This window comes from Bradyrhizobium sp. 199 (assembly GCF_023073355.1).
Classification (GTDB): domain Bacteria; phylum Pseudomonadota; class Alphaproteobacteria; order Rhizobiales; family Xanthobacteraceae; genus Bradyrhizobium.
In genome coordinates this window covers 665,570-687,804 of sequence record NZ_JADPJI010000002.1, presented here as the reverse complement: position 1 = coordinate 687,804, position 22,235 = coordinate 665,570, and the positions used below count along the sequence as shown (strand labels likewise).

Here is a 22,235-nt window from a genome sequence, read left to right as displayed (position 1 = left end):
ATTCTAAACTATATAGACAGGGCTGCTGTGAAGAATTTTGCCGATCTGACCGAGCGCGAGGTGCTTGCGGTCGCGATCTCCTCCGAAGAGGAGGACAGCCGCATCTACATGAGCTTCGCCGAGGACCTGAAGGAGCGCTATCCGGACTCGGCAAAGCTGTTCGAGCAGATGGCCGAGGAGGAGCGCGGCCACCGGCACATGTTGCTGGAATTGTATGAGCAGCGCTTCGGCCCGCATCTGCCGCCAATCCGCCGCGAGGACGTCAAGGGATTCCTGCGCCGCCGCCCCGTCTGGCTGACCAAGAACCTGTCGCTCGATGCCATCCGCAGGGAAGTCGAGACCATGGAGATGCAGGCGGAGCGCTTCTACGTGAAGGCCGCCGAACAGGCCGAGGACGTCGGCGTGCGCCGCCTGCTCGGCGATCTCGCCGAAGCCGAGAAAGGTCACGAGGAGACCGCCGCAAAGCTGACCGGCGAGATCCTGAGTTCCGACGTCCGCGCCGAGGAGGATCGCACCAACCGCCGCATGTTCGTGCTGCAGTATGTGCAGCCCGGCCTCGCAGGTCTGATGGACGGCTCGGTTTCGACGCTGGCGCCGCTGTTTGCCGCGGCCTTCGCCACGCATCAGAACTGGCAAACGTTTCTGGTCGGTCTTGCCGCCTCCATCGGCGCCGGCATTAGCATGGGCTTTGCAGAAGCACTGTCGGACGACGGCTCGCTGACCGGCCGCGGCTCGCCCTGGCTGCGCGGACTCACCTGCGGCTTGATGACGACGCTCGGCGGGCTTGGACACACTCTGCCCTATCTCGTCCCGGATCGCTGGCCGAACGCATTCTGGATCGCGACGGGAATCGCCGGAATCGTCGTGTTCTTCGAGTTGTGGGCGATCGCTTTTATCCGCTCACGCTACATGGACACGCCATTCCTCCAGGCCGTGTTCCAGATCGTGCTCGGCGGCGCGATCGTGCTGGCGGTGGGCATCTTGATCGGAGCGGCGTAGGTCGCTGTCATGCCCCGTGAAGTATTTAGCCGGGACAGATCACTGACAGGTGTTCGGAGACATAGCTGACACGTCAAACGGCGGTTGCGAGGTTCGGCCAAACTGCGCATCATCCTCCGGCAATATGACCAGGAGCATGCCGTGGCCAAATCGCAATGGAGTTTCAAGAGCGCGGTCGAGCTGTCGGCCGCGTTGACCGCAAAGAAGGTCTCCGCGGTCGAGCTCACCCAGGATGCGATCGACCGCATCGAACGTCACGACGGCAAGGTCAATGCGATCTGCGTCCGGGACTTTGATCGCGCGCTTGGCGCCGCGCGCGAGGCGGACGCCGCATTGGCGCGCGGCGAGCGCAAACCGCTGCTCGGCCTGCCCATCACGGTGAAGGAATCCTACAACGTCGCCGGCCTGCCCACGACCTGGGGCTGGACGCCGCAGAAGGATTTCAAGCCGGCGGAGGACGCGCTGTCGATCACCCGGGTGAAGAACGCGGGCGGCGTTATCCTCGGCAAAACCAACGTTCCCGTTGGGCTCGGGGATTGGCAGAGCTACAACGAAATCTACGGCACGACCAACAATCCATTCGATCTCGGCCGCACGCCTGGTGGCTCGTCGGGCGGCTCGTCTGCAGCGCTCGCAGCAGGCTACGGACCGCTCTCGCTCGGGTCCGACATCGGCGGCTCGCTGCGCGTCCCCGCCTTCCATTGCGGGGTCTATGCGCACAAGCCGACCTACAATCTCTGTCCAACACGTGGCCACACGCCGCCGCCATTCCCAGCCATCCCGATGGAGCGCGATATGGCAGTGATCGGTCCGATGGCGCGGAGTGCAGCAGATCTGTCCCTGCTCCTGGACGTGATGGCAGGCCCCGATCCGTTGGATCTGGGCATCGGATACAAGCTCGCGCTGCCAGAGGCGCGACACCGCGCGCTGAAGGATTTCCGCGTTCTGGTGATCGACAACCATCCGTTGCTGCCTGCGAATGCCGACATTCGCAGCGGGATTGAGCAGCTGGCGGAACAACTGTCGCGCGCAGGTGCAAGCATAGCCCGCGTAAGCCCGCTGTTTCCCGACTTCACGGAGGCCTCTCGCCTCTACATGCGCATGCTGATGGGCTTTCTCGGCGCCTTCCTTCCGCCGGACATTCTCGCCGGCGCGCGTGCCGGGGCGGCGCAGCTCTCGCCAGAGGACAAGAGCCTGTCTGCCGAGCGGCTGCGCGGCATGACCAGCACACATCAGGCCTGGGTGTTCGACGAGGGCGCTCGCGCCGGCCTGCGCGCGCAATGGCGGCACTTGTTCAGGACATTCGACGCGGTGATCTGCCCGATCATGCCCACGCCGGCTTATCCGCATGATCATTCGCCCCAGCAGGAGGCGCGCCGGATCAACATCGACGGCAAGGACTTTGCCTATCCGGACCAGCTTGCCTGGCCCGGCATCGCCACCCTGACCGGCCTGCCGGCAACGGCTATTCCGCTCGGTTTGTCGAAGGACGGCCTGCCGGTGGGCGTGCAAATCATCGGGCCCTTCCTCGAGGACCGCACGCCGCTCAAACTCGCCGAGCTGATCGAGCGCGAGCTCGGCGGGTTCGTGCCGCCAAAGATGTTTGACGATTAGCTTTCGCCGCGCGTCATTGCGAGCGCCAGCGAAGCAATCCAGACTGTCGCCGCGGAACCATCTGGAGTGCTTGGTCGCATCAGCGCAAATTGCTGCACAATCTGTCGCGAGCTCCTCGCAGTGACAGGGAGGAAGGAACACCATGAGAAACGACCTCGATCAACTCACCGCACTCAACCGCGACTACGTCGCCGCCGTGCAGAACCGCGACGTCGAGCGTTTCGACGAAATCCTGGCGCCGGAGTTCTACTGTTCCAATCCCGACAAGACGCTGGTCGACCGCGCAGCCTTCCTCCAGCAAACGGCGCGGCCGATCGCGATCCGCAATTTACATGAGCACGACGTCGTCATCCGCATCATGGGCGACTTCGCGATCATTCATGCAGCGACGAGCTACACCACGGCGGACGGGCAGCAGGCTACGGGACGGTATACCGATTGCTGGGCGAAGCTGAACGGCAGATGGCTCGCGGTATCGGCCCACGTGTCGCGGTGAGGTGTCGCGGTGAGGTTTTCATCTCTCCCCGCAATGCGGGGAGAGGTGAAAGCGCTCAACTGTCAAACATGATCACGCTGCGCAGCGTCTTGCCGGCTTTCATGTTGGCAAAGCCGTCGTTGATCTCGCTCAGCTTCAGCTTGGCCGAGATCCAGTCTTCCAGGTGCAGCCGTCCCCGCAGGTAGAAATCGACCAGCCGCGGCATGTCGACGCGAAAGTGGTTCGAGCCCATCGAGGAGCCCTGGATCTTGCGCTCGCGCAGGAAGTCGAAGCCGTGCAGCTCGATCTTCTGGCCGAACGGAATCATGCCGACGATGGTGGCGGTACCGCCGGAGGCGAGCATGGCGAACGCCTGCTCCGCGGTTTCCTTGCGGCCGAGCACCTCGAAGGAATGATGCACGCCGCCATTGGTGAGGTCGCGCACTTGCTTCACGACGTCGCCGTCGGCGGGATTGATGATGTCGGTCGCGCCCAGCTTGGTTGCGAGCTGGAGCTTTGCCGGATTGGTGTCGATGGCGATGATGCGGCCGGCGCCTGCGATCTGCGCACCGTTGATCGCGGCCATACCGACGCCGCCGCAGCCGATCACGGCGACGGTCTCGCCGGCCGTCACCTTGGCGGTGTTCACCACCGCGCCGTAGCCTGTGATGACGCCGCAGCCGATCAGCGCGGCGAGATCGAGCGGCATCTCCTTCCGGATTTTGACGATCGCATTTTCGTGCACGAGCATCTGCTCGGCGAAGGACGAGAGATTGAGGAACTGGTGCAGCTTCTCGGGCCTCGACCATTGCATCCGGTTGGAGACGCCCGGCAGCAACTTCACGGTGGTGTCGGTGCAGAGCACAGTACGGCCCGTGGTGCAGTTGTCGCAAGTGCCGCAAAAGACCGAAAGGCAAGTCACGACATGGTCGCCCGGCTTGACGTAAGTGACGTCGGAGCCGACCTGCTCGACGATGCCGGCTGACTCGTGGCCGAGCACCGCCGGCAGCGGATGCGGGTAGAGCCCTTCCATGAAGTGCAGGTCGGAATGACAGAGCCCGGCGACCGCCGTGCGGATCAGCACTTCGCGTGGCCCCGGCTTCGGCAGGCTGACATCCTCGATGACCAGCGGCTGGTTGACTTCGTAGAGGACGGCGGCCTTCATCGAGCACTCCCTATCGCGCTTCTTTGGTTTGAGCGTGGCAGCAGCCTACGCCGCCAGGACCAGTTCGCCAACCTCGCTCATGCCTGCGGCGCGATCGCCGAGCAGCAGCGCCGCGATCTCTTGCTGCACGACATTTTCCGTGAGCCGGAACGGATCGCTCGCTGACACCCGGTGATCAACCACCAGCCGCGACAAAAGCAGCCGGCGCGCATCGCCGCGCATCTCGTCGATACGGTGCGCCTCCCAGGCGAGCGCGACCGCGCTTGCGACATGATAGAGCAGGCTGGTGGCACGCCGCGCATCGGACTCGTTGTCGGCGTTGCCCGCCACTTCGCGTGCGAAGCCGACGGCGCGGTCGACCAGACCGCGCAAACGGTCGCGCCAGGCCTGCGGCACGGAGGCGCTGTCGTCGAGCCGGGCGTGCAGATCGGCCGTTAGCGCGGATTCGGCGCCGTGACGGCCGACCGCGCGTCGCAGTGCATCGATGGCGACGATGTTGCCGGTGCCTTCCCAGACCGAGCCGAGATGCGCATCGCGCAGCAGGCGGGCCGTGGCGAACTCCTCGATATAGCCGATGCCGCCGCGCATCTCGAGCGCATCGCCGCAGACCTTCCGGGCATCGCGCGTGGCGCGGAATTTCAGCGTCGGGGTGAGGATGCGCAACAGCGCTGCCGCATCCTGGCTGCCGGCTTCGGCGCGATCGAGCGCATCGGCCGTGAGAAAGCTCATCGACAGCGCTTGCTCGACCGGCAGCATGATTTTCAGCATCTGCCGTCGGCCGAGCGGCAGGTCGATGATGCGCTGGCCGAACACGACACGGTTGGTCGCGACCGTCATCCCGTCATGATAGGCGCGGCGCATCAGCGCGGTGGACTTGACGCCGTTGGAGAGCCGCGACGAGTTCACCATCTCGGCCATCTGCACGAAGCCCCGGTCAAGCTTGCCGACGGCGTAGGCGATCGCGCCTTCCAGCTTGATCTCGCCGGAGGCCATCGAACGTGTCCCGAGCTTGTCCTTGAGACGGACGATCCGGTAGTGGTTCTGCGAGCCGTCGTCGAGGAAGCGCGGCATCAGGAACAGGCCGACGCCGCGCGTGCCGGGGCCGGCGCCTTCGGGCCGGGCCAGCAGCATCACGACCTTGGCATCGGCATTCGAGCAGAACCATTTTTCGCCAGTGAGGCGCCAATGATCGCCCTCCTGCACCGCTCGCGTCGTCAGCGTGCCGACATCGGAGCCGCCCTCCTTCTCGGTCATGAACTGGCCGCCCTGCGTCAGCTTGCTCATGTCGGTCGAGGTCAGGCCGTCGAGATATTTCGCCTTCAGCGCCTCGCTGCCGAAATTCGCCAGCAGCTTGGCGCAACCGTCGGTGACGTTGATCGGACAGCCCATGCCGAATTCGGTCTGGTTGAACAGGAAGGTGAAAGCGTGTTTGGCCACGACAGGGTATTTGTCCGGCCAGCCCATGATGCCCTTGCGGAGCGAGAGCGCATGGATGCCGAATTCGCCGAACGCTGCATTCTCCAACTCGCGATAGGCCGGATGATACTCGATCCACTGCACGTCACGGCCGAACTTGTCGCGCTGGTGCAGCATCGGCGTGTGCCGGTCTGCGAGGCGCGCGCACTCGTCGAGACGGCCACCGGCGAGTTCGCCGAGACGGTCGAGATGCGGCTCGATGTGGCGGAATAGCGCGTCCGGCAGATGAATGCGCAGGAGGTCGGCGAGCGCGGGATCGGCGCGGTAGAAATTCATACCCGATGTATCGGGCGCCAGCAGGCCGGGTTGCTCGGCCGCGACGTTTTTCGGCTGTGCTGTGACCGGCTTGTGCATGATCGTCCTCTATCGTTCCCGCCATGCGGACTTTGCGCTGATTTGGCGCTTGCCGCGTTGGATGATGTCGATCATGCTCCAGCCGCGGATCGCGATAAAGCCGCAAATTGTCAGGGAGGCATGACCGCCGTGAGGGAGCAATTCGCCCTGCGGAATTGTGACCGCGCCGGCTGGTTGCCCGCGCGGCCCGTGCATAGATCAAGCTCTCCCTGTCCCAAGAGATCACGCCATGGAACATCCGAAATACAAGATCGCTCTCATCGTCGGTGCCGGCGAGGGCCTCAGCGCCTCGCTGGCGCGCTTGCTCGCCGCGCAAGGCATTCGCGTTGCGCTGGCCGCCCGAAAGATCGAGAAGCTTGGCGCGCTCTGCACTGAGACGGGCGCGAAAGCCTATTCCTGCAACGCCACCGAACCCGACGAGGTCGAACGCCTGTTCGGTCTCGTCGAGCGCGAGATCGGCACGCCCGACCTCGTCGTCTACAACGCCAGCGGCCGCACCCGCGGGCCGGTCGTGGATCTCGTTCCGGCCGATGTGGCGCAAGCGATCGCGGTCAGTGCCTATGGCGGCTTCCTGGTGGCGCAGCAGGCGGCCAAGCGCATGCTGCCGAACAAACACGGTGCGATCCTGTTCACCGGCGCCTCCGCCAGCGTCAAGGGCTATGCGCAATCGGCCTCGTTCGCGATGGGCAAGTTCGCGTTGCGGGGACTGGCGCAGAGCCTGGCGCGGGAGCTGTCGCCGCAAGGCATCCATATCGCGCATTTCGTGATCGATGGCGGCATTCGCAGCGCTGTGCGGAGTGAGCCGGATGACAAGCCGGACTCGATGCTCGATCCCGATGCGATCGCCGAGAGCTACTGGAACGTGTTGCAGCAGCCGCGCAGCGCCTGGAGCTGGGAGCTCGAGCTGCGGCCCTGGGTAGAGAAGTTTTGAGTTCAGTTCGTCATTCCGGGTACGATGCTTCGCACCGCCCCGGAATGACAGCAAAAACGGGGAGCGACATGACCATGGAAACCACCATCGATACCGGCACCAACGAACTCCTCTGCGTCATCCGCGACCGCGTCGCGGTGATCACGCTGAACCGGCCGGAGGCGCGCAATTCTCTGTCGGACGCACTGACCCCGGCGCTGCGCACAATGATCCGCACCTGCGGTGAAAATCCCGATGTCGGCGCGCTGCTGCTGACCGGCGCAGGCGAGGCGTTCTGCGCCGGCGGCAACGTCAAGGGCATGGGTGCGCATCGCGACAAGGCGAAGCTCGAGATGCCCTTTGAGGACAAAGTCGCCGACCTCCAGGAGCGGCAGCGACTGCTCACCGGCGCGCTGATGTCGGTGCGCAAGCCGACTATCGCCGCGCTGCCCGGCCCCGCGGTCGGCGCCGGGCTCGCCATCGCCATGGCCTGCGACATCCGCATCGCAGCGCAATCTGCCTTCGTCTCCACCGGCTATGCCCGCATTGCGCTCAGCGGCGACTACGGCATCGCCTGGCTGTTGACGCGGCTGGTCGGCACCGCGCGGGCGCGCGAATTGATGTTCACGGGCGATCGGGTGGATGCTGCCAGGTGCGAGGCGATCGGCCTCGTCAATCGCGTCGTGCCTGACGACAAACTTCAAGCCGAAGCCTTTGCACTTGCGAAATCGCTCGCCGATGGCCCGCGCCTGGCGCTGCGCTACATGAAGGACAATCTCGACGAAGCCGTGCTGTTCGATTTCGAGACGGCGCGTGACCACGAGGCCGAACGGCTGATCCGCCTCACCACAACCGCCGATCACAAGGAAGCTGTGCAGGCCTTCATCGAGAAGCGCAAAGCGGTGTTTGCGGGGAAGTAGCAACTAAACGCTCACGGCGTCATTCCGGGTTCGCGCTACGCGCGCCGGAGTGACTTGGGAAAGAGACCGCGGAGAATAAAAAAAAGCCCGGCGCTGTTTCACCAGAGCCGGGCTTGCAGTTGTGTCAGACCGAGGCTGAGGGGCTATCGGCCTGACGGGAAAGGGCGGCGAGGCGCCAGCTCGCGCACGGAATGTCATTCGGTGCGACCGAGATCTCCTTGTCGAAGCGCACCAGCTTCCAATCATCAGGATGATTGACGAAGGCGAAACCGGATTTGCGCGCGAGCGAGAGCATGGTTTCGTTGGAGCGCAGCGTGTCGCCGAAGATGTGCTCGGCGCCCAGCGCTGCGGCGCGGCATTCGAGGTTCTTCAGCAGCGCCGTGGCAATGCCGTGGCCCTGCCAGCGATCATCGACCGACAGACCGAATTCCAATGTCGCGGATTCGGCGTGCAGCGCATAGCGCGCCTCGGCCACGATGGTCTCGAAGCCGTCGACCATCATGGTCGCGACCACGGTAAAGCGTTGGCGCTCACCGACCTCGAGGAAGTCGTGCAGTAGTCCCTTTGGCAGCTCGCTGATCGCGCCGAAGAAGCGGTTGTAGCGGGAGCGCGTCGAGAGCGAGCGGAAATAGTGCTGGAGTTCGTCGGCATCGCGCGGCCCGACGAAGCGCACGTTGAGCGCCTCGCCGCGGCGGGTGCGCAGCCTGTCCGAATATTGCTTCAGGTCTTCGAGGCGAAGAGTGCTCATGACACATGCCAAGCGAAAAAAGGACCGCCGGCGCCCCCACAGTCAGGCGGCGCCGGCCTGGCGGCCAATCAGGCCCGCCAGAAGGGTTTGTCGGCCTCATAGGCGATGTCGGACCAGGACAGGCCGACGTCCTGGAGATCCCGGGCGGTCCAGTGCGTGAGCTCGCGGCGGGTGCGGTAGCGCTCGTGCCAGACGTGAAGCATCTCACCGACCTGCTGGAGCAGGCCTGGCGCATGATGATTTGTCATCGAGTTGTGGGTCAAAGTAGACATTTTAAGCTCCTGGAGCTAACTTGACCGCCAATATCTGCTTCCTAGTGCACCGCGACAAACGACAATTTGTACCCTTTCGCATGAAATAACGTCATGTATCCTGCTGCCAAATGACTGCCAGATTGCCCTCCCTGAACGGATTGCGGGCATTCGAGGCCGCCGCGCGCCATCTCAGCTTCACGCTGGCCGCCAGCGAGCTGAACGTGACGCAGACCGCGATCAGCCATCAGATCCGAAGGCTCGAAGAGGAGCTCGGCATCCGCCTGTTCATCCGGCAGAACCGCGCGCTGGCGCTGACGCCGGAAGCCCGCGACTATCTGCCGGGCGTCCGTGCCGCCTTCAATGACCTCCGGCTCGCGACCGACCGGTTGCTGCGCAAGGACGATGACAAGGTGCTGACGGTCTCGACGCTGGCCTCGCTCGCGGCGAAATGGCTGCTGCCGCGGCTGACGGATTTCCAGGAGCAGCATCCGGGCATCGATGTCCGCATCACCACCTCCACTACCCTCGTCGATTTCCAGCGCGACAATGTCGATGCGGCGATCCGCTACGGCCGCGGCCAGTGGCCCGGCCTGCGCGCCGACTGGCTGATGGCGGATGAGCTGTTTCCGGTGTGCAGCCCGTCGCTGCTACGCGGCGACAAGCCGCTGCGCCGGCCTGAAGACCTGCGGCACCATCCGCTGCTGCACACTTCCAACGCCAACAGCGACGATTGGCGGCTGTGGCTGACCGCGGCGGGCCTGCCGGCCGACATTGCCAGGCATCCCGGCATCACCTTCGACATGATCTTCATGACCATCCAGGCCGCGATCGACGGCATCGGCGTGGCGATGGGGCGGACGTCCTACGTCCAGGACGACATCGCCAAGGGGCGCCTCGTAGTCCCCTTCAAGATCGCGCTGCCGGCGGATGCCGGCTTCTACCTGGTCTCGCCGGAGGGGCGCCGCGAGGCACCGAAACTGGTCGCGTTCCGCGACTGGATGATCGCTGCAACGCAAAATAAAGCCTGACAATCAACAGCGTCCCGCGCCCGGATGTCTTTCCGGAGTGCCTTGAGGAGGCGAGCCCGGAGTCCATTCCCAGCATTCCTGTTGCACGATGGAAGCCCTGCCGCTGCCGGAATGACAGGGGGACTACAGCTCCACCACCACGTAATCGCTCTCGATCCTGACCGTAACGGTCTCGGCGACATACGGCCCCTTCACCACGCTGGCACCCGGCTCGACTTGGGCGGGATAAGCCTTCACGCGGAAGCGGCGGGGGTCGCAATAGGACTGGCCGGTGCGGATGTCGAACTCCCAGCCGTGCCAGGGGCAGCGGATGATCTCCCCTAACTTGGTGTACTCAATCTCGCCAGGTTCCCTGGATTGCGCGAGCCCGATCAGCGGACCCTCGCACAGCGCGGCGCCCTGATGCGGGCAGCGGTTCATCAGGCCGAAATATTCGCCCTTGATGTTGAAGACCGCAATCGGCCGCCCGTCGATCTCGAGGAGTTTTCGCGTGCCCGGCGGAAGCTCGTCGACCGCGGCGATCACATGCCGCGCCATCAAGCCAGCCCGTAAAGCTTCTTCGCATTGCCGAGATAGAACGCCTCGCGATTGGCCTCGCTGACACCGGCCGGCAGGACGCGCGAGGGCTCGTCATAATCCCAATGCGGATAGTCTGTGGCGAACAGCAGGCGGTCCCAGCCGATCCAGTTGATGACGTCGAACAGATCTTCGCGCCGCTCCGGATCCTCCATCGGCTGTGTGGTCCACCATACCTGCTCGCGGATATATTCCGACGGCCGACGCTTCACATGCGGCACCTCGCTGCGCAGGCGCTGCCACACCTTGTCCAGCCGCCACGCCAGCGACGGCGCCCAGCCGAAGCCGGCCTCGATCATCACCATCTTCAGCTTCGGGAAGCGCTCGAACACGCCTTCCAAAACAAGACTGGCCAGCGCCGATTGCTGGCACTGCGAATGCCCCACCATCTCTTCGATGTAATAAGAAGGCCAGCCCGAGGGCGTGATCGGGTTGCCGCCGAAGCCGAAGGCGTGGACACCGACGGGCAGCCCGGCTTCTTCCGCGGCCTGATAGATCGGCCAGTAGCGGCGCTGGCCGAGCGGCTCGACATTGCGGCTGAGCAGCAGCACTTGCACGAAATTCTTGTCGCCGGCGCGCTCGCGGATCTCGGCGGCGGCCGACAAACCATCCTCGTTAGCGACGACGATGGACGCCTTCAGCCGCTTGTCCCTGCTGGTCCATTTGTCGATCTGCCAGTCGTTGATGGCCGAGCACAAGGCGCCCGCGAGTTCGTGATTGCGGATGCCCTGCCCGGTGTTGAGCGGATTGAGCACCCCCAACTGCACATTGTTGGGGTCGAGCAGCTGCTTCTGCATGAAGGAAAGCGAGGAGCCCTGCGGCCCGCCTTCGGGCGGATAGGCATCGCGGCGCGAGGCATTGGGCTGGGCCTTGGGATAGGGCGGGCCGTCCATCATGCCCTGATAGGCATGGACGCCGTAGACTTCGAGATGATGCTGCCAGCGTTTGGCGAGATAGGGGTAAAGTTCGGTGCGGGTGGCGCGGGCCGGATGGATGTCGCAATCCGCAATCGCGGTTTTGACGGTCAGGGGGGACGCGGCTTCTTGGTTCTCGCGGAACTGGATATTCATCGCCTTGCCTCCTTTGGCAGCGGGCTAAGTCAGGCGGGGATAGGTCGCATGCGGATTGTCGATCATGATCTTGCGCACGAGATCGGGGGACAGACCTTCGGGCAGCGCGTCCTGGCCGTCGAACTGCCAGTGCGGATAGTCCGTGGAGAATAGGACCAATTCGTCCGACTGCATATGATCAAACAGGCGAATTAATGTCGCGTCATCTGGCGGTGCATCAAATGGCTGCAACGAGAAGCGGATGTTGCTGCGCACAATCTCCAGCGGCGCACGATCGACCCAAGGCGTTTCCATCCGCACCCCGCGCCAGAACTTGTGCAGCCGCCAGAGATAGGGGGAGATCCAGGAGACGCCTGACTCCAGCATCACCATCTTCAGGCGCGGATATTTAGCGAACACCCCCTCGACGATCAGGCTGGTAAGCTGGGTCTGGAATGCCTGGGCCTGCCCGACATAATCCTCGATGTGATAGGAACCCCATCCCACGGCGGTCGGCGGATTGTGATAGGCGGAACCTGCGTGGATGCCGACCGGCAGTCCGAGCCGCTGCGCGGCTTCATAGATCGGCCACAGCGCGCGCTTGCCCAGCGGCGTGTCGCCCATGACCAGCATCAGCACCTGAACGAAGCGCTTGTCCTGCGCGCAGCGCTCGATCTCGGCGACGGCCTTCTCGACGCTTTGCGTCGGGATCACGATCGAGCCGCGCAGCCGCTTGTCGCGATCGAGCCATTCCTTGGCGAGCCAATCGTTCAGCGCGCGGCAGAAGGCCGCCTGCATATCCTCGGAGAAGATCATCTGCACACCGTAGAGCGGATTGCAGATGGCGAGCTCGAGCTGTAAGGGATCGAGCACATGGCGCTGCATATCCGCCAGGCTCTCGCCCGGCTTGCCGCTTTCGGGGCGCCAATCGGGCCGCGCCACGATCGGCGACCTCTCGGGATAGGATTGCGAGACGAGATCGACCATGCCGCGCGTCGTCACCTGATCGCGCCAGTAATCGTTCAGATACGGCAGCAAGCTGGTCAGATGCGGCACGGCCGGATGCACATCGCAATCCACCCCGCCCGCGATCAGGGACGCCATGACGTCTCCTTGGTTTCATCGTCGCTTTTGTCTCGCGCCCGCCATTCAAGCAGGCCTGCCCGCCGCCCGCAACTCGGCCAGGGCCGCTGGCATATGCTAGGAAGGCTGAGCTTAGTTGCGGGGACATGAGAGGTTCAGGACATGAAAGAGCTCGTCGGCATTGCGGAACAGATCGCTGCCAGACTGATCGCACGCAAACAGACCATCGCCGTAGCGGAATCCTCGACCGGCGGCCTGCTCGCGGCCAGCCTGCTCGCGGTGCCCGGCGCCTCCGCCTATTTCCTCGGCGGCGCGGTGGTCTACACCCGCGATGCCAGACGCGTATTGATGGATATTTCGGATGAAGGAATGAAGGGCTTTCGCTCCTCCTCGGAGCCCTACGCGCAACTGCTCGCCGAGCAGATGCGAACCCGCTTCAACAGCGACTGGGCCCTGTCCGAGACCGGCGCAGCCGGCCCCACCGGCAACCGCTATGGCGACGCCGCGGGGCATAGCTGCATGGCAGTCGCAGGCCCCGCCGCGGAGGTGATGACGCTGGAGACGGGGAGCAACGACCGATTCGCCAACATGCAGGTGTTTGCCGCGACGGCGCTGAGATTATTGTTGAGGAAGCTGGGGGGTGAGCTGGCCGACGCGACCTGAATGAGACGGGGCAGTCGGAGGCGGCCGTGAAGAGATCATAGGCCGCGGCGTACTGGATCCCCCCGCATTCGCGGGGAATGACAGCAGAGAGTGAGGCATTGCAGCGGAGGGTATCGCGACGTCAACGCGCCAGATGGCGCATGAAGATCCGCACCACGTAGCCCTGGAAACGCGGTGCTTCGTCGTAGAGATCCGACGCGATCCGCTCGATGGTCTCGCGCAGCGACAGGAACTGCGCCTGCCGCGCGCTGCTTTCGGTGCCCTGCATGCCCGCGAGCTCGTCCATCGCGGCGTCGCTGATCTGGCACTGCACGGACTCGGTCTCGCTCAGCATGGTGAAGCGAAAGGCCAGCCGTTCGAGATCATGGCCAATGATCTTGTCACGCATCAGCGGCATTGAAAAACGATCCGGTCGCCCCCCGCGCCGACAATGCTGAAAATCCGCCGCCTTGTCAGCAGCAAAGAGTGGGGGATGCGTCCTACTGGAACGCGACTTCGGCGAAACTGCGGAGCTTTCGCGAATGCAGCCGCTCCGATTCCTGCTGCTTGAGCCGCTCCAGCGCCTTCAGGCCGATCTCGAGATGTTGGCCGACGCGGCGGCGGTAGAATTCGCTGGCCATGCCGGCGAGCTTGATCTCGCCGTGCAGCGGCTTGTCGGAGACGCAGAGCAGGGTGCCGTAGGGAACGCGGAAACGATAGCCGTTAGCGGCGATCGCGGCCGATTCCATGTCGAGCGCGACCGCGCGCGACTGCGACAGCCGGCGGATCACCTCAGGCCCGGAGATCTCCCAATTGCGGTTGTCGACGCTCGCCACGGTCCCGGTGCGCATCAGGCGCTTGAGCTCGAAGCCTTCGAGCCCGGTGACGTCCTCGACTGCCTCCTCGAGCGCGACCTGCATCTCGGCCAGCGCCGGGATCGGCACCCACAGCGGCAGCTCACGGTCCAGCACGTGGTCCTCGCGTACATAGCCATGCGCGAGCACGTAGTCGCCGAGCCGCTGCGTATTCCGCAGGCCCGCGCAATGGCCGAGCATCAACCAGGCATGCGGACGCAGCACCGCAACGTGGTCGGTGACGTTGCGCGCATTGGACGGACCGGTTCCGATATTGATCAGGCTGATGCCGCGATAGCCCGGCGCGACCAGGTGGAAGGCCGGCATCTGCGGCGTGCGTACAGGGGCGGCGCCGCTGATCGCGCCGCCGCTGCGCGTCATGACGTTGCCGGGCCCGACGAAGGCTTCGAGGCCGGTCTCGCCGGACTGGAGCCGCTGCTGGCAGGATTGCGCGAATGCGTCGACATAGAACTGGTAGTTGGTGAAGATCACAAAGTTCTGGAAATATTCGGGGTCGGTGCCGGTGTAATGATAGAGCCGGCGCAGCGAGTAATCGACGCGAGCCGCCCGAAACAGCGACAGCGGCTCGGGCGCGCCGGGCTGGAGCTCAAACGTGCCGTCGGCGATGGAATCGTCCATTGTTGCGAGGTCAGGCACGTCGAACGCATCGCGCAGCGACCGCGTCACAAGCGAATTCTCGCTGGTCGTGATGGCGGCCTCGATGTTGATGTCGCGGCGGTAGGCGAAGTGGATCGGGATCGGCTCGGACGATTCCCCGATCTCGACGGGCACGCCGTGGTTCTGGATCAGCAGCCCGATCTGTTCGATGAGATAGCTGCGAAACAGATCCGGCCGCGTGACGCTGGTCTCGTGCACGCCGGGGCCCGCGACGAAGCCATAGGCGAGACGCGAATCCAGCCGCGCATGCGTCGCGGTGGTGACGCGGACGAACGGATAATAGGACCGCACCCGCGTCGTGATCACCTCGCCGCCCACATAGGCTTCGAACCGACCGCGCAGGAACTTCGTGTTGCGCTCGTAGATCTCTTCAAGGCGGGCAACGGCCGCGGCCGCATCGGCGAAGGAGTCGGTGGCGATGGGGGGCGGGGTCTGGGTGGATTGCATGATTGGACGCCGGGTTGCTGGGGCTGACTCCGATTATAACAAGAACAGAAACAGGTCGTCATTACGAGCGCTGAAAAGCAATCAGGAGAGCCATGGCTAGAAGAAGTCCGAAAAATGCTCCCACGGCCATGAAGAGCTTACGACGACGGTCGCGACATCGGTGCGAGAGCTTGTTCGATAGAACGGCCACAACAGAGCGTTGACCCTTGGTGAACCAATCCAGCGATTGAGCGTGATGCTCACGCCATTCTTCGAAAAACTTGTGTTGCTGGTAAGCTCCGACCACAAAGACTGGGATTGCGGCCAAGAAGAGAATGCTCGTCAGCACCGACAAGACAGTCTGCAGCATTTCGACAGCCTAGGAATAGCACCGCCCGTCACTTCTCGCGGAACGCCCGCATCAGCTGGTCGTGCAGCGGCTTCATCAGATAGGACAGCATGGTGCGGTCACCGGTCTGGACGAAGGCTTCCACAGGCATGCCGGGAATCATCTTGACGTCGCCGAGGCGGGCGATCTCTGCGGCCGGCATCGAGACGCGGATGGTGTAGTAGCTCTGACCGGTGCGCTGGTCGGTGGTGACGTCGGGCGAGACGCGGCTGACGAGGCCGCTGAGCTCGGGCGTGGTGCGCTGGTTGAAGGCGGAGAGGCGCAGCAGCGTCTTCTGGCCGATCTGCAGTTTGTCGATGTCGACCGGATTGACCTTGGCCTCGACCTGGAGATCGTCGGCCTGCGGCACGATCAGCATCAGCGCATCACCGGCGGTGACGACGCCGCCGACGGTGTGCACGTTGGATTGCAGCACCATGCCGTCCTGCGGCGCGCGGATGTCGATGCGCCGAAGCTGGTCCTCGGCGGCAACCTTGCGTTCGATCAGTTCGCCGATCTTGTCGTTGGTCTCGCGCAGGTCCTTGGAGACTTCGCTCACCACGTCCTTGTCGACCTGGATGATCTGCAACTCGATCTCGGTGATCTTGCCCTTGGCCTGGGCGCGCGAGGCGATGTACTGCGCGCGCTCGCCGTTGAGGCGCGCCGAGTCGCGTTCGAGCTGGGTCAGGCGCGAGATCTGCACCAGGCGCTTGTCGTAGAGCTCCCGCACGCCGGTGAGCTCGTTCTGCACCAGCGCGATCTCCTGGTCCTTGGCCTTCTCCTGGGCGCTGAGGCCGGAGATTTCCTCGTTGAGCTGCGTGATGCGCTCGCGGAGCTGCGCCTTCTGGCCGGTGCGGCCGTTGACGCGGACGTCGAACAGCTTGGTTTCGGCGGAGAGCAGCAGCTTGACGTCGGGATCGCCGGCGCGATCGAGCAGGACCTGCGGAAATTCGATTCTGTCGACACCGCGCTGCTCGGCCTGCAATCGCGCTGCGCGCGCCTGCGCGGCGTCGAGATTCTTGGTGACAATGGCAAGATTCGCCTTGGTGACGGTGTCGTCGAGCCGAACCACGATATCGCCGGCCTTGACCAGGTCGCCGTCGCGGGCGCGCACCTCGCCAACCACGCCGCCGGTCGGATGCTGCACCTTCTTGACGTTGGATTCGACCACGATCTGCCCCGGCGCAATCAGCGCGCCCGAGATCAAAACCGTGGACGCCCAGCCGCCAAGACCGACGACCAGGACCAGCACGATCACGAGACCGAGGATCAGGTGAAACTTGATGGACTCGCGCACGGTCTTCTTCGCGGCAGGCTTCGGGCCGCCGATGGCCATCGTACTCATGGCTTGGCCACTCCGCCTTCGCTGACGATCTTGATCGGTGCCGGCGGCGTCACGCGCGGCTGCAGCACCTGGGCGAGCACCTGCTCCTTCGGCCCGAACGCCTGCATACGGCCGTCGCGCAGCACCAGGACCTGGTCGACCGCCTCGACTCCGATCGGGCGGTGCGCCACCACGACGACGATGGCGCCGCGCTCGCGCGCCGCGCGGACGGCGCGGGTCAGCGCCTCGTCGCCTTCGGTGTCGAGATTGGAGTTGGGCTCGTCGAGCACGATCAGGAACGGGTTGCCATAGAGCGCACGCGCCAGCGCCACACGCTGCGCCTGGCCTGCGGAAAGCGCAGCGCCCTGCTCGCCGACTTGCGTGTTGTAGCCCTCGCGCATCTTGATGATCATCTCGTGCACGCCGGCTTCTTTCGCCGCCGCGATGATGCCGTCGGAGGTCGCCTCGGGGTCGAACCGGCTGATGTTCTGCGCGATGGTGCCGCCGAACAGTTCGACGTCCTGCGGCAGATAGCCGATGTGGCGGCCCAGCATGTCGGACGACCATTGATCGAGCGCCGCGCCGTCGAGCCGCACCTTGCCGCGCACCGGCTGCCAGACCCCGACCAACGCGCGGATCAATGACGATTTACCGGAGCCGCTCGGGCCGATCACGCCGAGTCCGTTGCCCGCGGCGAGCGCGAAAGTGATGTCCTGCACGATGAGGCGCTGGTCGCCGGGCGGCACCATGGCGACGCCTTCGACCGAGAGCCGGCTCGTGGGCGGCTGCAACTGGGTCGGCATCGTCTGCGCCGGCATCTGCTCCAGCAGCCGGGTGAGGCGATGCCAGCTCTGCCGTGCGGCGACGAAGGATCTCCAGTGCGCAATGGCGAGATCGACCGGGGCAAGCGCGCGGGCGGAGAGGATCGAACCGGCGATGATGATGCCGGCGGTCGCCTCCTGGTGGATGACGAGATAGGCGCCGACCGCGAGCACCGCCGATTGCAGCATCATGCGCAGCACCTTTGCGACCGCGCCGAGACCGCCGGCAACGTCGCTCGCACGCTGATTGCCGGCGAGATATTTTTCGTTGGCCTCGCTCCAGCGCTGGTTCATCCGGCCGGCCATGCCCATCGACACCATGACTTCGGCGTTGCGGCGGCTGGCCTGGGCGAGATCGTTGCGCTGGGCGGCAAGGCCCATCGCCTCGCGCGCCGGCTGGCGGGACATGAATTCGGTGACCAGCGTCAGGCCGACCAGGATGATGGCGCCGACCAGCGCGGTGACGCCGATCATGACGTGAAACGCGAAACAGATGGCGAGATAGAGCGGCAGCCAGGGCAGGTCGAAGAACGCGCTCGGACCCATGCCGCCGAGGAAGGAGCGGACGTTGTCGAGATCACGCAGCGGCTGGAGCCCTTCGTTGCGGCTGCCGACCAGGAGCGGCAGGCGCACGATGGTGTCGAACACGCGCCTGTTGAGGGCTTCATCCAGCGCGGTACCGACCCGCCCCAGGATCCGATTGCGGATCATGTCGAGCACGCCCTGCGCCATATAGAGAAAACTGGCGAGGATGATGAGGCCGATCAGGGTGGGAATGCTGCGGCTCGGCAGCACCCGATCGTAGACCTCCAGCATGAAGATCGACCCGGTCAGATAGAGCAGGTTGATCATGCAGCTCATCAAGCCGACGCCGACGAACGCCGTGCGACAAGCGCGCAAGGCGTCACCGAGCTCTGAACGGCGGACGCCAGGGATGGCTGCCATCAGTCTGATCTCTTTCCGGTGAGAGGCAAAGCCCCTGATCTCAAAGGCGAATCAGGAGTACTTGACCCGGATTAATATCGCGTTTTCCGCTCGTCCAACGCGGTCGACCTAATCCAGGCCTCCATGAGCCACATCTACCCCTGATGGCCTCGCGCGCAAGTCCGGAATTTCACAGGCTTGCGGCTTTTTCTTGCGGGGTTTCAGGCTCTTCCCGGAAAAGCGAGAGCCCGAAAGTTCCAGTCCGGGCGCGGGCTAGAACCGGCCCCCGCCACGCACCAGCCGCACCACCAGCAGCAGGATGACCGCTCCGATGGCGGAATAGACGATCTCCGACACCAGGCCCGTGCCGATACGAATGCCGAGCTTCGGAAACAGGAAGCTCGCCACCAGCGCGCCGGCGATGCCGACCACGATGTCGCCGATGATCCCGAACCCGGTCCCGCGCACCACCTTGCCGGCGAGCCAGCCGGCAACCAGGCCGACGAACAGGATGACAAGCAGGCCTTCATTGGAAATGTGCATAAGTGAAGTCCCTCTCCGTGAACGGAGCCATGGAACGGGAACCGGGATGAATGAGGTGTGAATGCCACCACTTCGCCCGGCTCCAAGAGCCGGGAGGGAGCGCACCGGCTACCTCGCGAACGCCTGCTCGGCCAGCACACATCGCGCGGCCCGGCCCGGCCCGACTTCGACCTTGGCAGGCAATTGCTCCAGGCAGCGGGGCTGCGTCATGGCGCAGCGAGGGGCGAAGGAGCAGTTGTGGGGCTTTTCGCCAAGCGAGGGCGGCGTGCCGGGGATGGTTTCGAGACGTTGTCCCCGCTTGGCGCCGTGGATGGTCGAGGCGAGCAGGCCCTTGGCGTAGGGGTGCGCGGGCGAGCGGACGATATCGCGCAAGCTGCCCTGCTCCACGATCTGGCCGACATAGATCACTGCGACGCGGTCTCCAACGCACTCGCCCTGCTCCCCGCGCAACTCTTGCCTTCGTAGCGCACGACGCCTTCGGCGATCTGCGCGCGCTGGCATAAACCGGGTCGAGCGCGAGCGCGGGCTCCTGGAAGATCCTCGAGACGGCCTGCCCGCGGAAGGACGACGGTTCCTCGTCGTTCATGGCGAGCATGTCGCGGCCCATGACGTTGACCTCGCCCGAAATCTGCGTGCGCTTCTTCGGCAATGGCCGCATCAGCGCGCGCAAGGTCACGCTCTTGCCCGAGCCGGACTCGCCGAGCAGGCCCAACACCTCGCCATCAGCGAGCGAGAAGCTGAGGTCGTTCACGGCAGAGACTGTGCGTTCGCTCGTGAAGCGGATGTTGAGGCCTGAGATCTCGACGAGCTTTGTCATGCCGGCAGTTTTGGTACCCGGTCGTGGTAATCGGTGGCGCGCTGGAACGCGGCGCCAATGGTGAGCAAGGTCGCCTCATCGAAGGACCGGCCGATCAGCTGCATGCCGATCGGAAGACCGCCTTTGGTGAAGCCAGAGGGTACCGTGAGCGACGGCAGGCCGAGGTAGTTCACCGGACGGGTGAACAGCGTCAGCCGCTGCAACAGCGCCGGCGCGTTTGGCCCGCCACCGACGTCGCTCTCCTCGATCGTCGGCGCCGGCACCGGGGACGCCGGCGCGATCACCGCGTCGACGCCTGATGTCGCAGCGTTGTGGGCGGCGAGCGCAGGTCCGCGCCAGCGCATTGCCTCGAGATAGGTAATCGCGGGGACCGCGAGCCCGTTCTGAAGCCGCATCAACACCTGTGGGCCATAATCCTGCGGCCGCTCGATCATCCAGCGCTTGTGGAAGGCGGCGGCTTCGGCCGCAAGCACAAGCAGGTTGGCTGCGGACAATTGTCGCTGGTCAGGCAGCTCAACCGTGACGATGTCGGCGCCCTCGCGCTTGAGCACCGCGATGGTCTCGTCCAGCACGCGCGCGACCTCGCCCTCGAGATCATCGACATAGTAAGACGCAGGCACGCCTATCTTGAGGCCCTTCAGCGAGCCCTTGGTCGCGCCAACATAGTCAGACAGCGGCTCGTGGCTGCAGGTGGTATCCTCGGGATCAGGGCCTGCCATCAGCGCCAGCAGCAGCGCGCAATCCTCGGCGGTGCGGGCGAGCGGGCCGACGGTGTCGAGCGATTGCGACAGCGGCATTGCGCCGGCGCGGCTGACGCGGCCAACGGTGGTCTTCAATCCCGTGACGCCGCAGAAATGCGCGGGCATGCGGATCGAACCGCCGGTGTCGGAGCCGAGCGCGGCATAGGTCAATCGTGCCGCGACCGCCGAGCCCGAGCCCGACGACGAGCCGCCGGTGATGTGCGCGACGTTCCAGGGATTGCGAACCGGACCGTAATGGGCGTTATGGCCGGTCGGGCCATAGGCGAATTCGGCGAGATGCAGCGTGCCGAGGCGGACCTGGCCGGCATCCTTCAGCCGCTGCAAGGCGGTGGAGGTGACGGTCGGCACGAAATCCCGGCGGATCAACGAGCCGCAGGTCGCGACGTGGCCGGCATCGTAATACATATCCTTGTGCGCGAGCGGCACGCCATGCAGCGGGCCGCGGACTTCGCCCTTGGCCAGCTCGGCATCAGCGGCATCGGCGGCCTTCAGAGCCTTCTCCGACTCGATCGACATGAAAGCATTGAGATGCGGCTGCCACTGCGCAACGCGGTGCAGCAGCGCGCGCGTCACCTCATGCGAGGACATCTGCTTCATCGCGATCGCGCGCGCGACCTCGGTAAGCGTCATCAATTCCGGTTCCGTGCTCATCTCGAGACCTTCGCAGTCTGCGCGATCGCATAGAGCGCGGGCTCGAGGTCGAACGGCAGCGTGCCGGCGATCGTCGCGAAGCCTTCGAAGGCAGGTCCGATGGAATTGGAGATGCGGGTGGCGATCTCGTCATCCACGGGGACACCGGCGATTTGCGCGATGGACTTGATCTCTTTGGGCAACGGTCTCGTCATGCGGTCTTCTCCCTGGGCGCGCGGCTATGAGCCGAACCCGGCACAGCCATGTAGCACGCGGCGTCGTGGCCCATTCTATCGAGCGCGGTGAGCTTTGGTGTTGCATTTGCGCAGAGCGGCTCCGCAAACGGGCAGCGGGTATGGAAGCGGCAGCCCGGGGACCGATCGATCGGATTGGGCGGATCGCCCGTGATCGGCGGTGTTTCGGTGCGCCTGTCAGGGTCGGAAGACGGCATCGCAGCTAGAAGCGCGCGTGTAGGGATGCGCCGGCCGGTACAAACTTGGTCGACCGGGCCGAGCTCGACGACCGCGCCGAGATACATCACCAGCACGCGATCGCTGATGTAGCGGACGATGTTGAGGCCACCTTCATCATTGCGCAAGGCGGCACCGGCCAGATGCTGTCGCTGCGGATGAACGAATTTTGCAGCAGAGCTTCAAGGAGATGGGCATCGAGATCGGCTTCGAGATCGTCGAGCTCGAGACGCTTTACACGCACTGGCGCAAGGGCGCGGCCGACGAGATCAACGCCGGATGGAGTGAGGGGGGCTCATCGCAGCG

General features: G+C 64.7%; 22 protein-coding genes and 3 pseudogenes. 8 read left to right on the top strand and 17 right to left on the bottom strand.

What is annotated here, in order from left to right:
- Positions 1-27: 27 nt before the first annotated feature.
- The 3 genes from mbfA to IVB28_RS03280 all read left to right on the top strand — a co-directional run bounded on the left by mbfA (position 28) and on the right by IVB28_RS03280 (position 3,109).
- Positions 28-999: an iron exporter MbfA gene (gene mbfA, locus IVB28_RS03290; RefSeq protein ID WP_247524622.1), complete on the top strand. Its 972-nt coding sequence runs from the start codon at positions 28-30 to the stop codon at positions 997-999.
- 141 nt (positions 1,000-1,140) lie between these two features.
- A complete protein-coding gene (locus tag IVB28_RS03285; protein WP_247524621.1) occupies positions 1,141-2,613 on the top strand; it encodes an amidase in 1,473 nt (490 codons plus the stop codon).
- A 142-nt stretch (positions 2,614-2,755) separates the two neighbouring features.
- Positions 2,756-3,109 (top strand): nuclear transport factor 2 family protein, encoded by a 354-nt coding sequence (locus IVB28_RS03280; protein WP_247524620.1) that lies wholly within the window; start codon positions 2,756-2,758, stop codon positions 3,107-3,109.
- Between the two features lie 55 nt (positions 3,110-3,164).
- Here IVB28_RS03280 and IVB28_RS03275 read toward each other — a convergent pair whose 3' ends face one another.
- Both IVB28_RS03275 and IVB28_RS03270 read right to left on the bottom strand, forming a co-directional pair.
- Positions 3,165-4,253: a Zn-dependent alcohol dehydrogenase gene (locus IVB28_RS03275; protein ID WP_247524619.1), complete on the bottom strand. Its 1,089-nt coding sequence runs from the start codon at positions 4,251-4,253 to the stop codon at positions 3,165-3,167.
- A 45-nt stretch (positions 4,254-4,298) separates the two neighbouring features.
- Complete coding sequence (locus tag IVB28_RS03270; RefSeq protein WP_247524618.1) at positions 4,299-6,083, bottom strand: acyl-CoA dehydrogenase family protein; 1,785 nt, start codon at positions 6,081-6,083, stop codon at positions 4,299-4,301.
- A 229-nt stretch (positions 6,084-6,312) separates the two neighbouring features.
- Between IVB28_RS03270 and IVB28_RS03265 the strand changes: the two genes are divergently transcribed.
- Positions 6,313-7,014: an SDR family oxidoreductase gene (locus IVB28_RS03265; protein ID WP_247524617.1), complete on the top strand. Its 702-nt coding sequence runs from the start codon at positions 6,313-6,315 to the stop codon at positions 7,012-7,014.
- Positions 7,015-7,082: 68 nt separating this feature from the next.
- The gene (locus IVB28_RS03260) at positions 7,083-7,913 is read left to right on the top strand and encodes an enoyl-CoA hydratase (protein WP_247524616.1); all 831 of its coding nucleotides are present in this window, start codon (positions 7,083-7,085) and stop codon (positions 7,911-7,913) included.
- A gap of 124 nt (positions 7,914-8,037) precedes the next feature.
- Here the strand turns inward: IVB28_RS03260 and IVB28_RS03255 are convergent, their stop codons facing one another.
- Positions 8,038-8,661, bottom strand: coding sequence for a GNAT family N-acetyltransferase (locus IVB28_RS03255; RefSeq protein ID WP_247524615.1), 624 nt, complete (start codon positions 8,659-8,661; stop codon positions 8,038-8,040).
- 68 nt (positions 8,662-8,729) lie between these two features.
- Entirely contained in the window at positions 8,730-8,933 is a 204-nt protein-coding gene (locus IVB28_RS03250) for a DUF1127 domain-containing protein (RefSeq protein WP_247524614.1), read from the bottom strand.
- Positions 8,934-9,043: 110 nt separating this feature from the next.
- Here IVB28_RS03250 and IVB28_RS03245 point away from each other — a divergent pair, with 110 nt between their 5' ends.
- On the top strand, positions 9,044-9,943 hold the full coding sequence (locus tag IVB28_RS03245) for a transcriptional regulator GcvA (RefSeq protein ID WP_247524613.1): 900 nt from the start codon (positions 9,044-9,046) through the stop codon (positions 9,941-9,943).
- A 123-nt stretch (positions 9,944-10,066) separates the two neighbouring features.
- On the opposite strand, the gene IVB28_RS03240 is transcribed toward IVB28_RS03245, so the two are convergent.
- Genes IVB28_RS03240 through IVB28_RS03230 form a run of 3 tightly spaced genes read right to left on the bottom strand, consistent with a single transcriptional unit; the run spans position 10,067 to position 12,672 of the window.
- Positions 10,067-10,480 (bottom strand): Rieske (2Fe-2S) protein, encoded by a 414-nt coding sequence (locus IVB28_RS03240; protein ID WP_247524612.1) that lies wholly within the window; start codon positions 10,478-10,480, stop codon positions 10,067-10,069.
- Positions 10,480-11,589, bottom strand: a complete 1,110-nt coding sequence (locus IVB28_RS03235) for an amidohydrolase family protein (protein WP_247524611.1) — start codon at positions 11,587-11,589, stop codon at positions 10,480-10,482. The genes IVB28_RS03240 and IVB28_RS03235 overlap by 1 nt, the downstream gene beginning before the upstream one ends.
- A 24-nt stretch (positions 11,590-11,613) precedes the next feature.
- Positions 11,614-12,672: an amidohydrolase family protein gene (locus tag IVB28_RS03230; protein WP_247524610.1), complete on the bottom strand. Its 1,059-nt coding sequence runs from the start codon at positions 12,670-12,672 to the stop codon at positions 11,614-11,616.
- A gap of 141 nt (positions 12,673-12,813) precedes the next feature.
- On the opposite strand from IVB28_RS03230, the gene IVB28_RS03225 reads away from it, so the two are divergent.
- Complete coding sequence (locus tag IVB28_RS03225) at positions 12,814-13,314, top strand: CinA family protein (protein WP_247524609.1); 501 nt, start codon at positions 12,814-12,816, stop codon at positions 13,312-13,314.
- A 121-nt stretch (positions 13,315-13,435) separates the two neighbouring features.
- On the opposite strand, the gene IVB28_RS03220 is transcribed toward IVB28_RS03225, so the two are convergent.
- From IVB28_RS03220 to IVB28_RS03175, 10 genes and pseudogenes are all read right to left on the bottom strand, one after another.
- Entirely contained in the window at positions 13,436-13,711 is a 276-nt protein-coding gene (locus tag IVB28_RS03220; RefSeq protein WP_247524608.1) for a DUF1488 family protein, read from the bottom strand.
- Positions 13,712-13,793: 82 nt separating this feature from the next.
- Positions 13,794-15,272 (bottom strand): AMP nucleosidase, encoded by a 1,479-nt coding sequence (locus tag IVB28_RS03215; protein ID WP_247524607.1) that lies wholly within the window; start codon positions 15,270-15,272, stop codon positions 13,794-13,796.
- 61 nt (positions 15,273-15,333) lie between these two features.
- Positions 15,334-15,621, bottom strand: coding sequence for a hypothetical protein (locus tag IVB28_RS03210; RefSeq protein WP_247524606.1), 288 nt, complete (start codon positions 15,619-15,621; stop codon positions 15,334-15,336).
- A 28-nt stretch (positions 15,622-15,649) separates the two neighbouring features.
- The gene (locus IVB28_RS03205; protein WP_247524605.1) at positions 15,650-16,984 is read right to left on the bottom strand and encodes an HlyD family type I secretion periplasmic adaptor subunit; all 1,335 of its coding nucleotides are present in this window, start codon (positions 16,982-16,984) and stop codon (positions 15,650-15,652) included.
- Positions 16,981-18,729, bottom strand: a complete 1,749-nt coding sequence (locus IVB28_RS03200) for a type I secretion system permease/ATPase (protein ID WP_247524604.1) — start codon at positions 18,727-18,729, stop codon at positions 16,981-16,983. The genes IVB28_RS03205 and IVB28_RS03200 overlap by 4 nt, the downstream gene beginning before the upstream one ends.
- Positions 18,730-18,981: 252 nt before the next feature.
- Positions 18,982-19,251: a GlsB/YeaQ/YmgE family stress response membrane protein gene (locus IVB28_RS03195; RefSeq protein ID WP_212245815.1), complete on the bottom strand. Its 270-nt coding sequence runs from the start codon at positions 19,249-19,251 to the stop codon at positions 18,982-18,984.
- Between the two features lie 108 nt (positions 19,252-19,359).
- Positions 19,360-20,068 (bottom strand): annotated as a pseudogene (locus IVB28_RS03190) (oligopeptide/dipeptide ABC transporter ATP-binding protein).
- Positions 20,065-21,480 (bottom strand): amidase, encoded by a 1,416-nt coding sequence (locus IVB28_RS03185; RefSeq protein WP_247524603.1) that lies wholly within the window; start codon positions 21,478-21,480, stop codon positions 20,065-20,067. Before IVB28_RS03185 ends, IVB28_RS03190 begins: the two are co-directional and overlap by 4 nt.
- Complete coding sequence (locus IVB28_RS03180; protein ID WP_247524602.1) at positions 21,477-21,674, bottom strand: hypothetical protein; 198 nt, start codon at positions 21,672-21,674, stop codon at positions 21,477-21,479. The genes IVB28_RS03185 and IVB28_RS03180 overlap by 4 nt, the downstream gene beginning before the upstream one ends.
- Positions 21,671-22,036 (bottom strand): annotated as a pseudogene (locus IVB28_RS03175) (oligopeptide/dipeptide ABC transporter ATP-binding protein); the annotation flags it as partial. The pseudogene IVB28_RS03175 and the gene IVB28_RS03180, both read right to left, overlap by 4 nt.
- Here IVB28_RS03175 and IVB28_RS03170 point away from each other — a divergent pair.
- Positions 22,031-22,206: pseudogene (locus IVB28_RS03170) on the top strand (ABC transporter substrate-binding protein); the annotation flags it as partial. The pseudogenes IVB28_RS03175 and IVB28_RS03170 overlap by 6 nt on opposite strands.
- Positions 22,207-22,235 lie beyond the last annotated feature (29 nt).

Excerpts from the sequence above, each read along its gene's own strand:
- IVB28_RS03280 (WP_247524620.1), top strand. The coding sequence starts at position 2,756 with ATGAGAAACGACCTCGATCAACTCACCGCACTCAACCGCGACTACGTC.
- IVB28_RS03275 (WP_247524619.1), bottom strand. The coding sequence starts at position 4,253 with ATGAAGGCCGCCGTCCTCTACGAAGTCAACCAGCCGCTGGTCATCGAG.
- IVB28_RS03270 (WP_247524618.1), bottom strand. The coding sequence starts at position 6,083 with ATGCACAAGCCGGTCACAGCACAGCCGAAAAACGTCGCGGCCGAGCAA.
- IVB28_RS03265 (WP_247524617.1), top strand. The coding sequence starts at position 6,313 with ATGGAACATCCGAAATACAAGATCGCTCTCATCGTCGGTGCCGGCGAG.
- IVB28_RS03260 (WP_247524616.1), top strand. The coding sequence starts at position 7,083 with ATGACCATGGAAACCACCATCGATACCGGCACCAACGAACTCCTCTGC.
- IVB28_RS03255 (WP_247524615.1), bottom strand. The coding sequence starts at position 8,661 with ATGAGCACTCTTCGCCTCGAAGACCTGAAGCAATATTCGGACAGGCTG.
- IVB28_RS03250 (WP_247524614.1), bottom strand. The coding sequence starts at position 8,933 with ATGTCTACTTTGACCCACAACTCGATGACAAATCATCATGCGCCAGGC.
- IVB28_RS03245 (WP_247524613.1), top strand. The coding sequence starts at position 9,044 with ATGACTGCCAGATTGCCCTCCCTGAACGGATTGCGGGCATTCGAGGCC.
- IVB28_RS03240 (WP_247524612.1), bottom strand. The coding sequence starts at position 10,480 with ATGGCGCGGCATGTGATCGCCGCGGTCGACGAGCTTCCGCCGGGCACG.
- IVB28_RS03235 (WP_247524611.1), bottom strand. The coding sequence starts at position 11,589 with ATGAATATCCAGTTCCGCGAGAACCAAGAAGCCGCGTCCCCCCTGACC.
- IVB28_RS03230 (WP_247524610.1), bottom strand. The coding sequence starts at position 12,672 with ATGGCGTCCCTGATCGCGGGCGGGGTGGATTGCGATGTGCATCCGGCC.
- IVB28_RS03225 (WP_247524609.1), top strand. The coding sequence starts at position 12,814 with ATGAAAGAGCTCGTCGGCATTGCGGAACAGATCGCTGCCAGACTGATC.
- IVB28_RS03220 (WP_247524608.1), bottom strand. The coding sequence starts at position 13,711 with ATGCCGCTGATGCGTGACAAGATCATTGGCCATGATCTCGAACGGCTG.
- IVB28_RS03215 (WP_247524607.1), bottom strand. The coding sequence starts at position 15,272 with ATGCAATCCACCCAGACCCCGCCCCCCATCGCCACCGACTCCTTCGCC.
- IVB28_RS03210 (WP_247524606.1), bottom strand. The coding sequence starts at position 15,621 with ATGCTGCAGACTGTCTTGTCGGTGCTGACGAGCATTCTCTTCTTGGCC.
- IVB28_RS03205 (WP_247524605.1), bottom strand. The coding sequence starts at position 16,984 with ATGAGTACGATGGCCATCGGCGGCCCGAAGCCTGCCGCGAAGAAGACC.
- IVB28_RS03200 (WP_247524604.1), bottom strand. The coding sequence starts at position 18,729 with ATGGCAGCCATCCCTGGCGTCCGCCGTTCAGAGCTCGGTGACGCCTTG.
- IVB28_RS03195 (WP_212245815.1), bottom strand. The coding sequence starts at position 19,251 with ATGCACATTTCCAATGAAGGCCTGCTTGTCATCCTGTTCGTCGGCCTG.
- IVB28_RS03185 (WP_247524603.1), bottom strand. The coding sequence starts at position 21,480 with ATGAGCACGGAACCGGAATTGATGACGCTTACCGAGGTCGCGCGCGCG.
- IVB28_RS03180 (WP_247524602.1), bottom strand. The coding sequence starts at position 21,674 with ATGACGAGACCGTTGCCCAAAGAGATCAAGTCCATCGCGCAAATCGCC.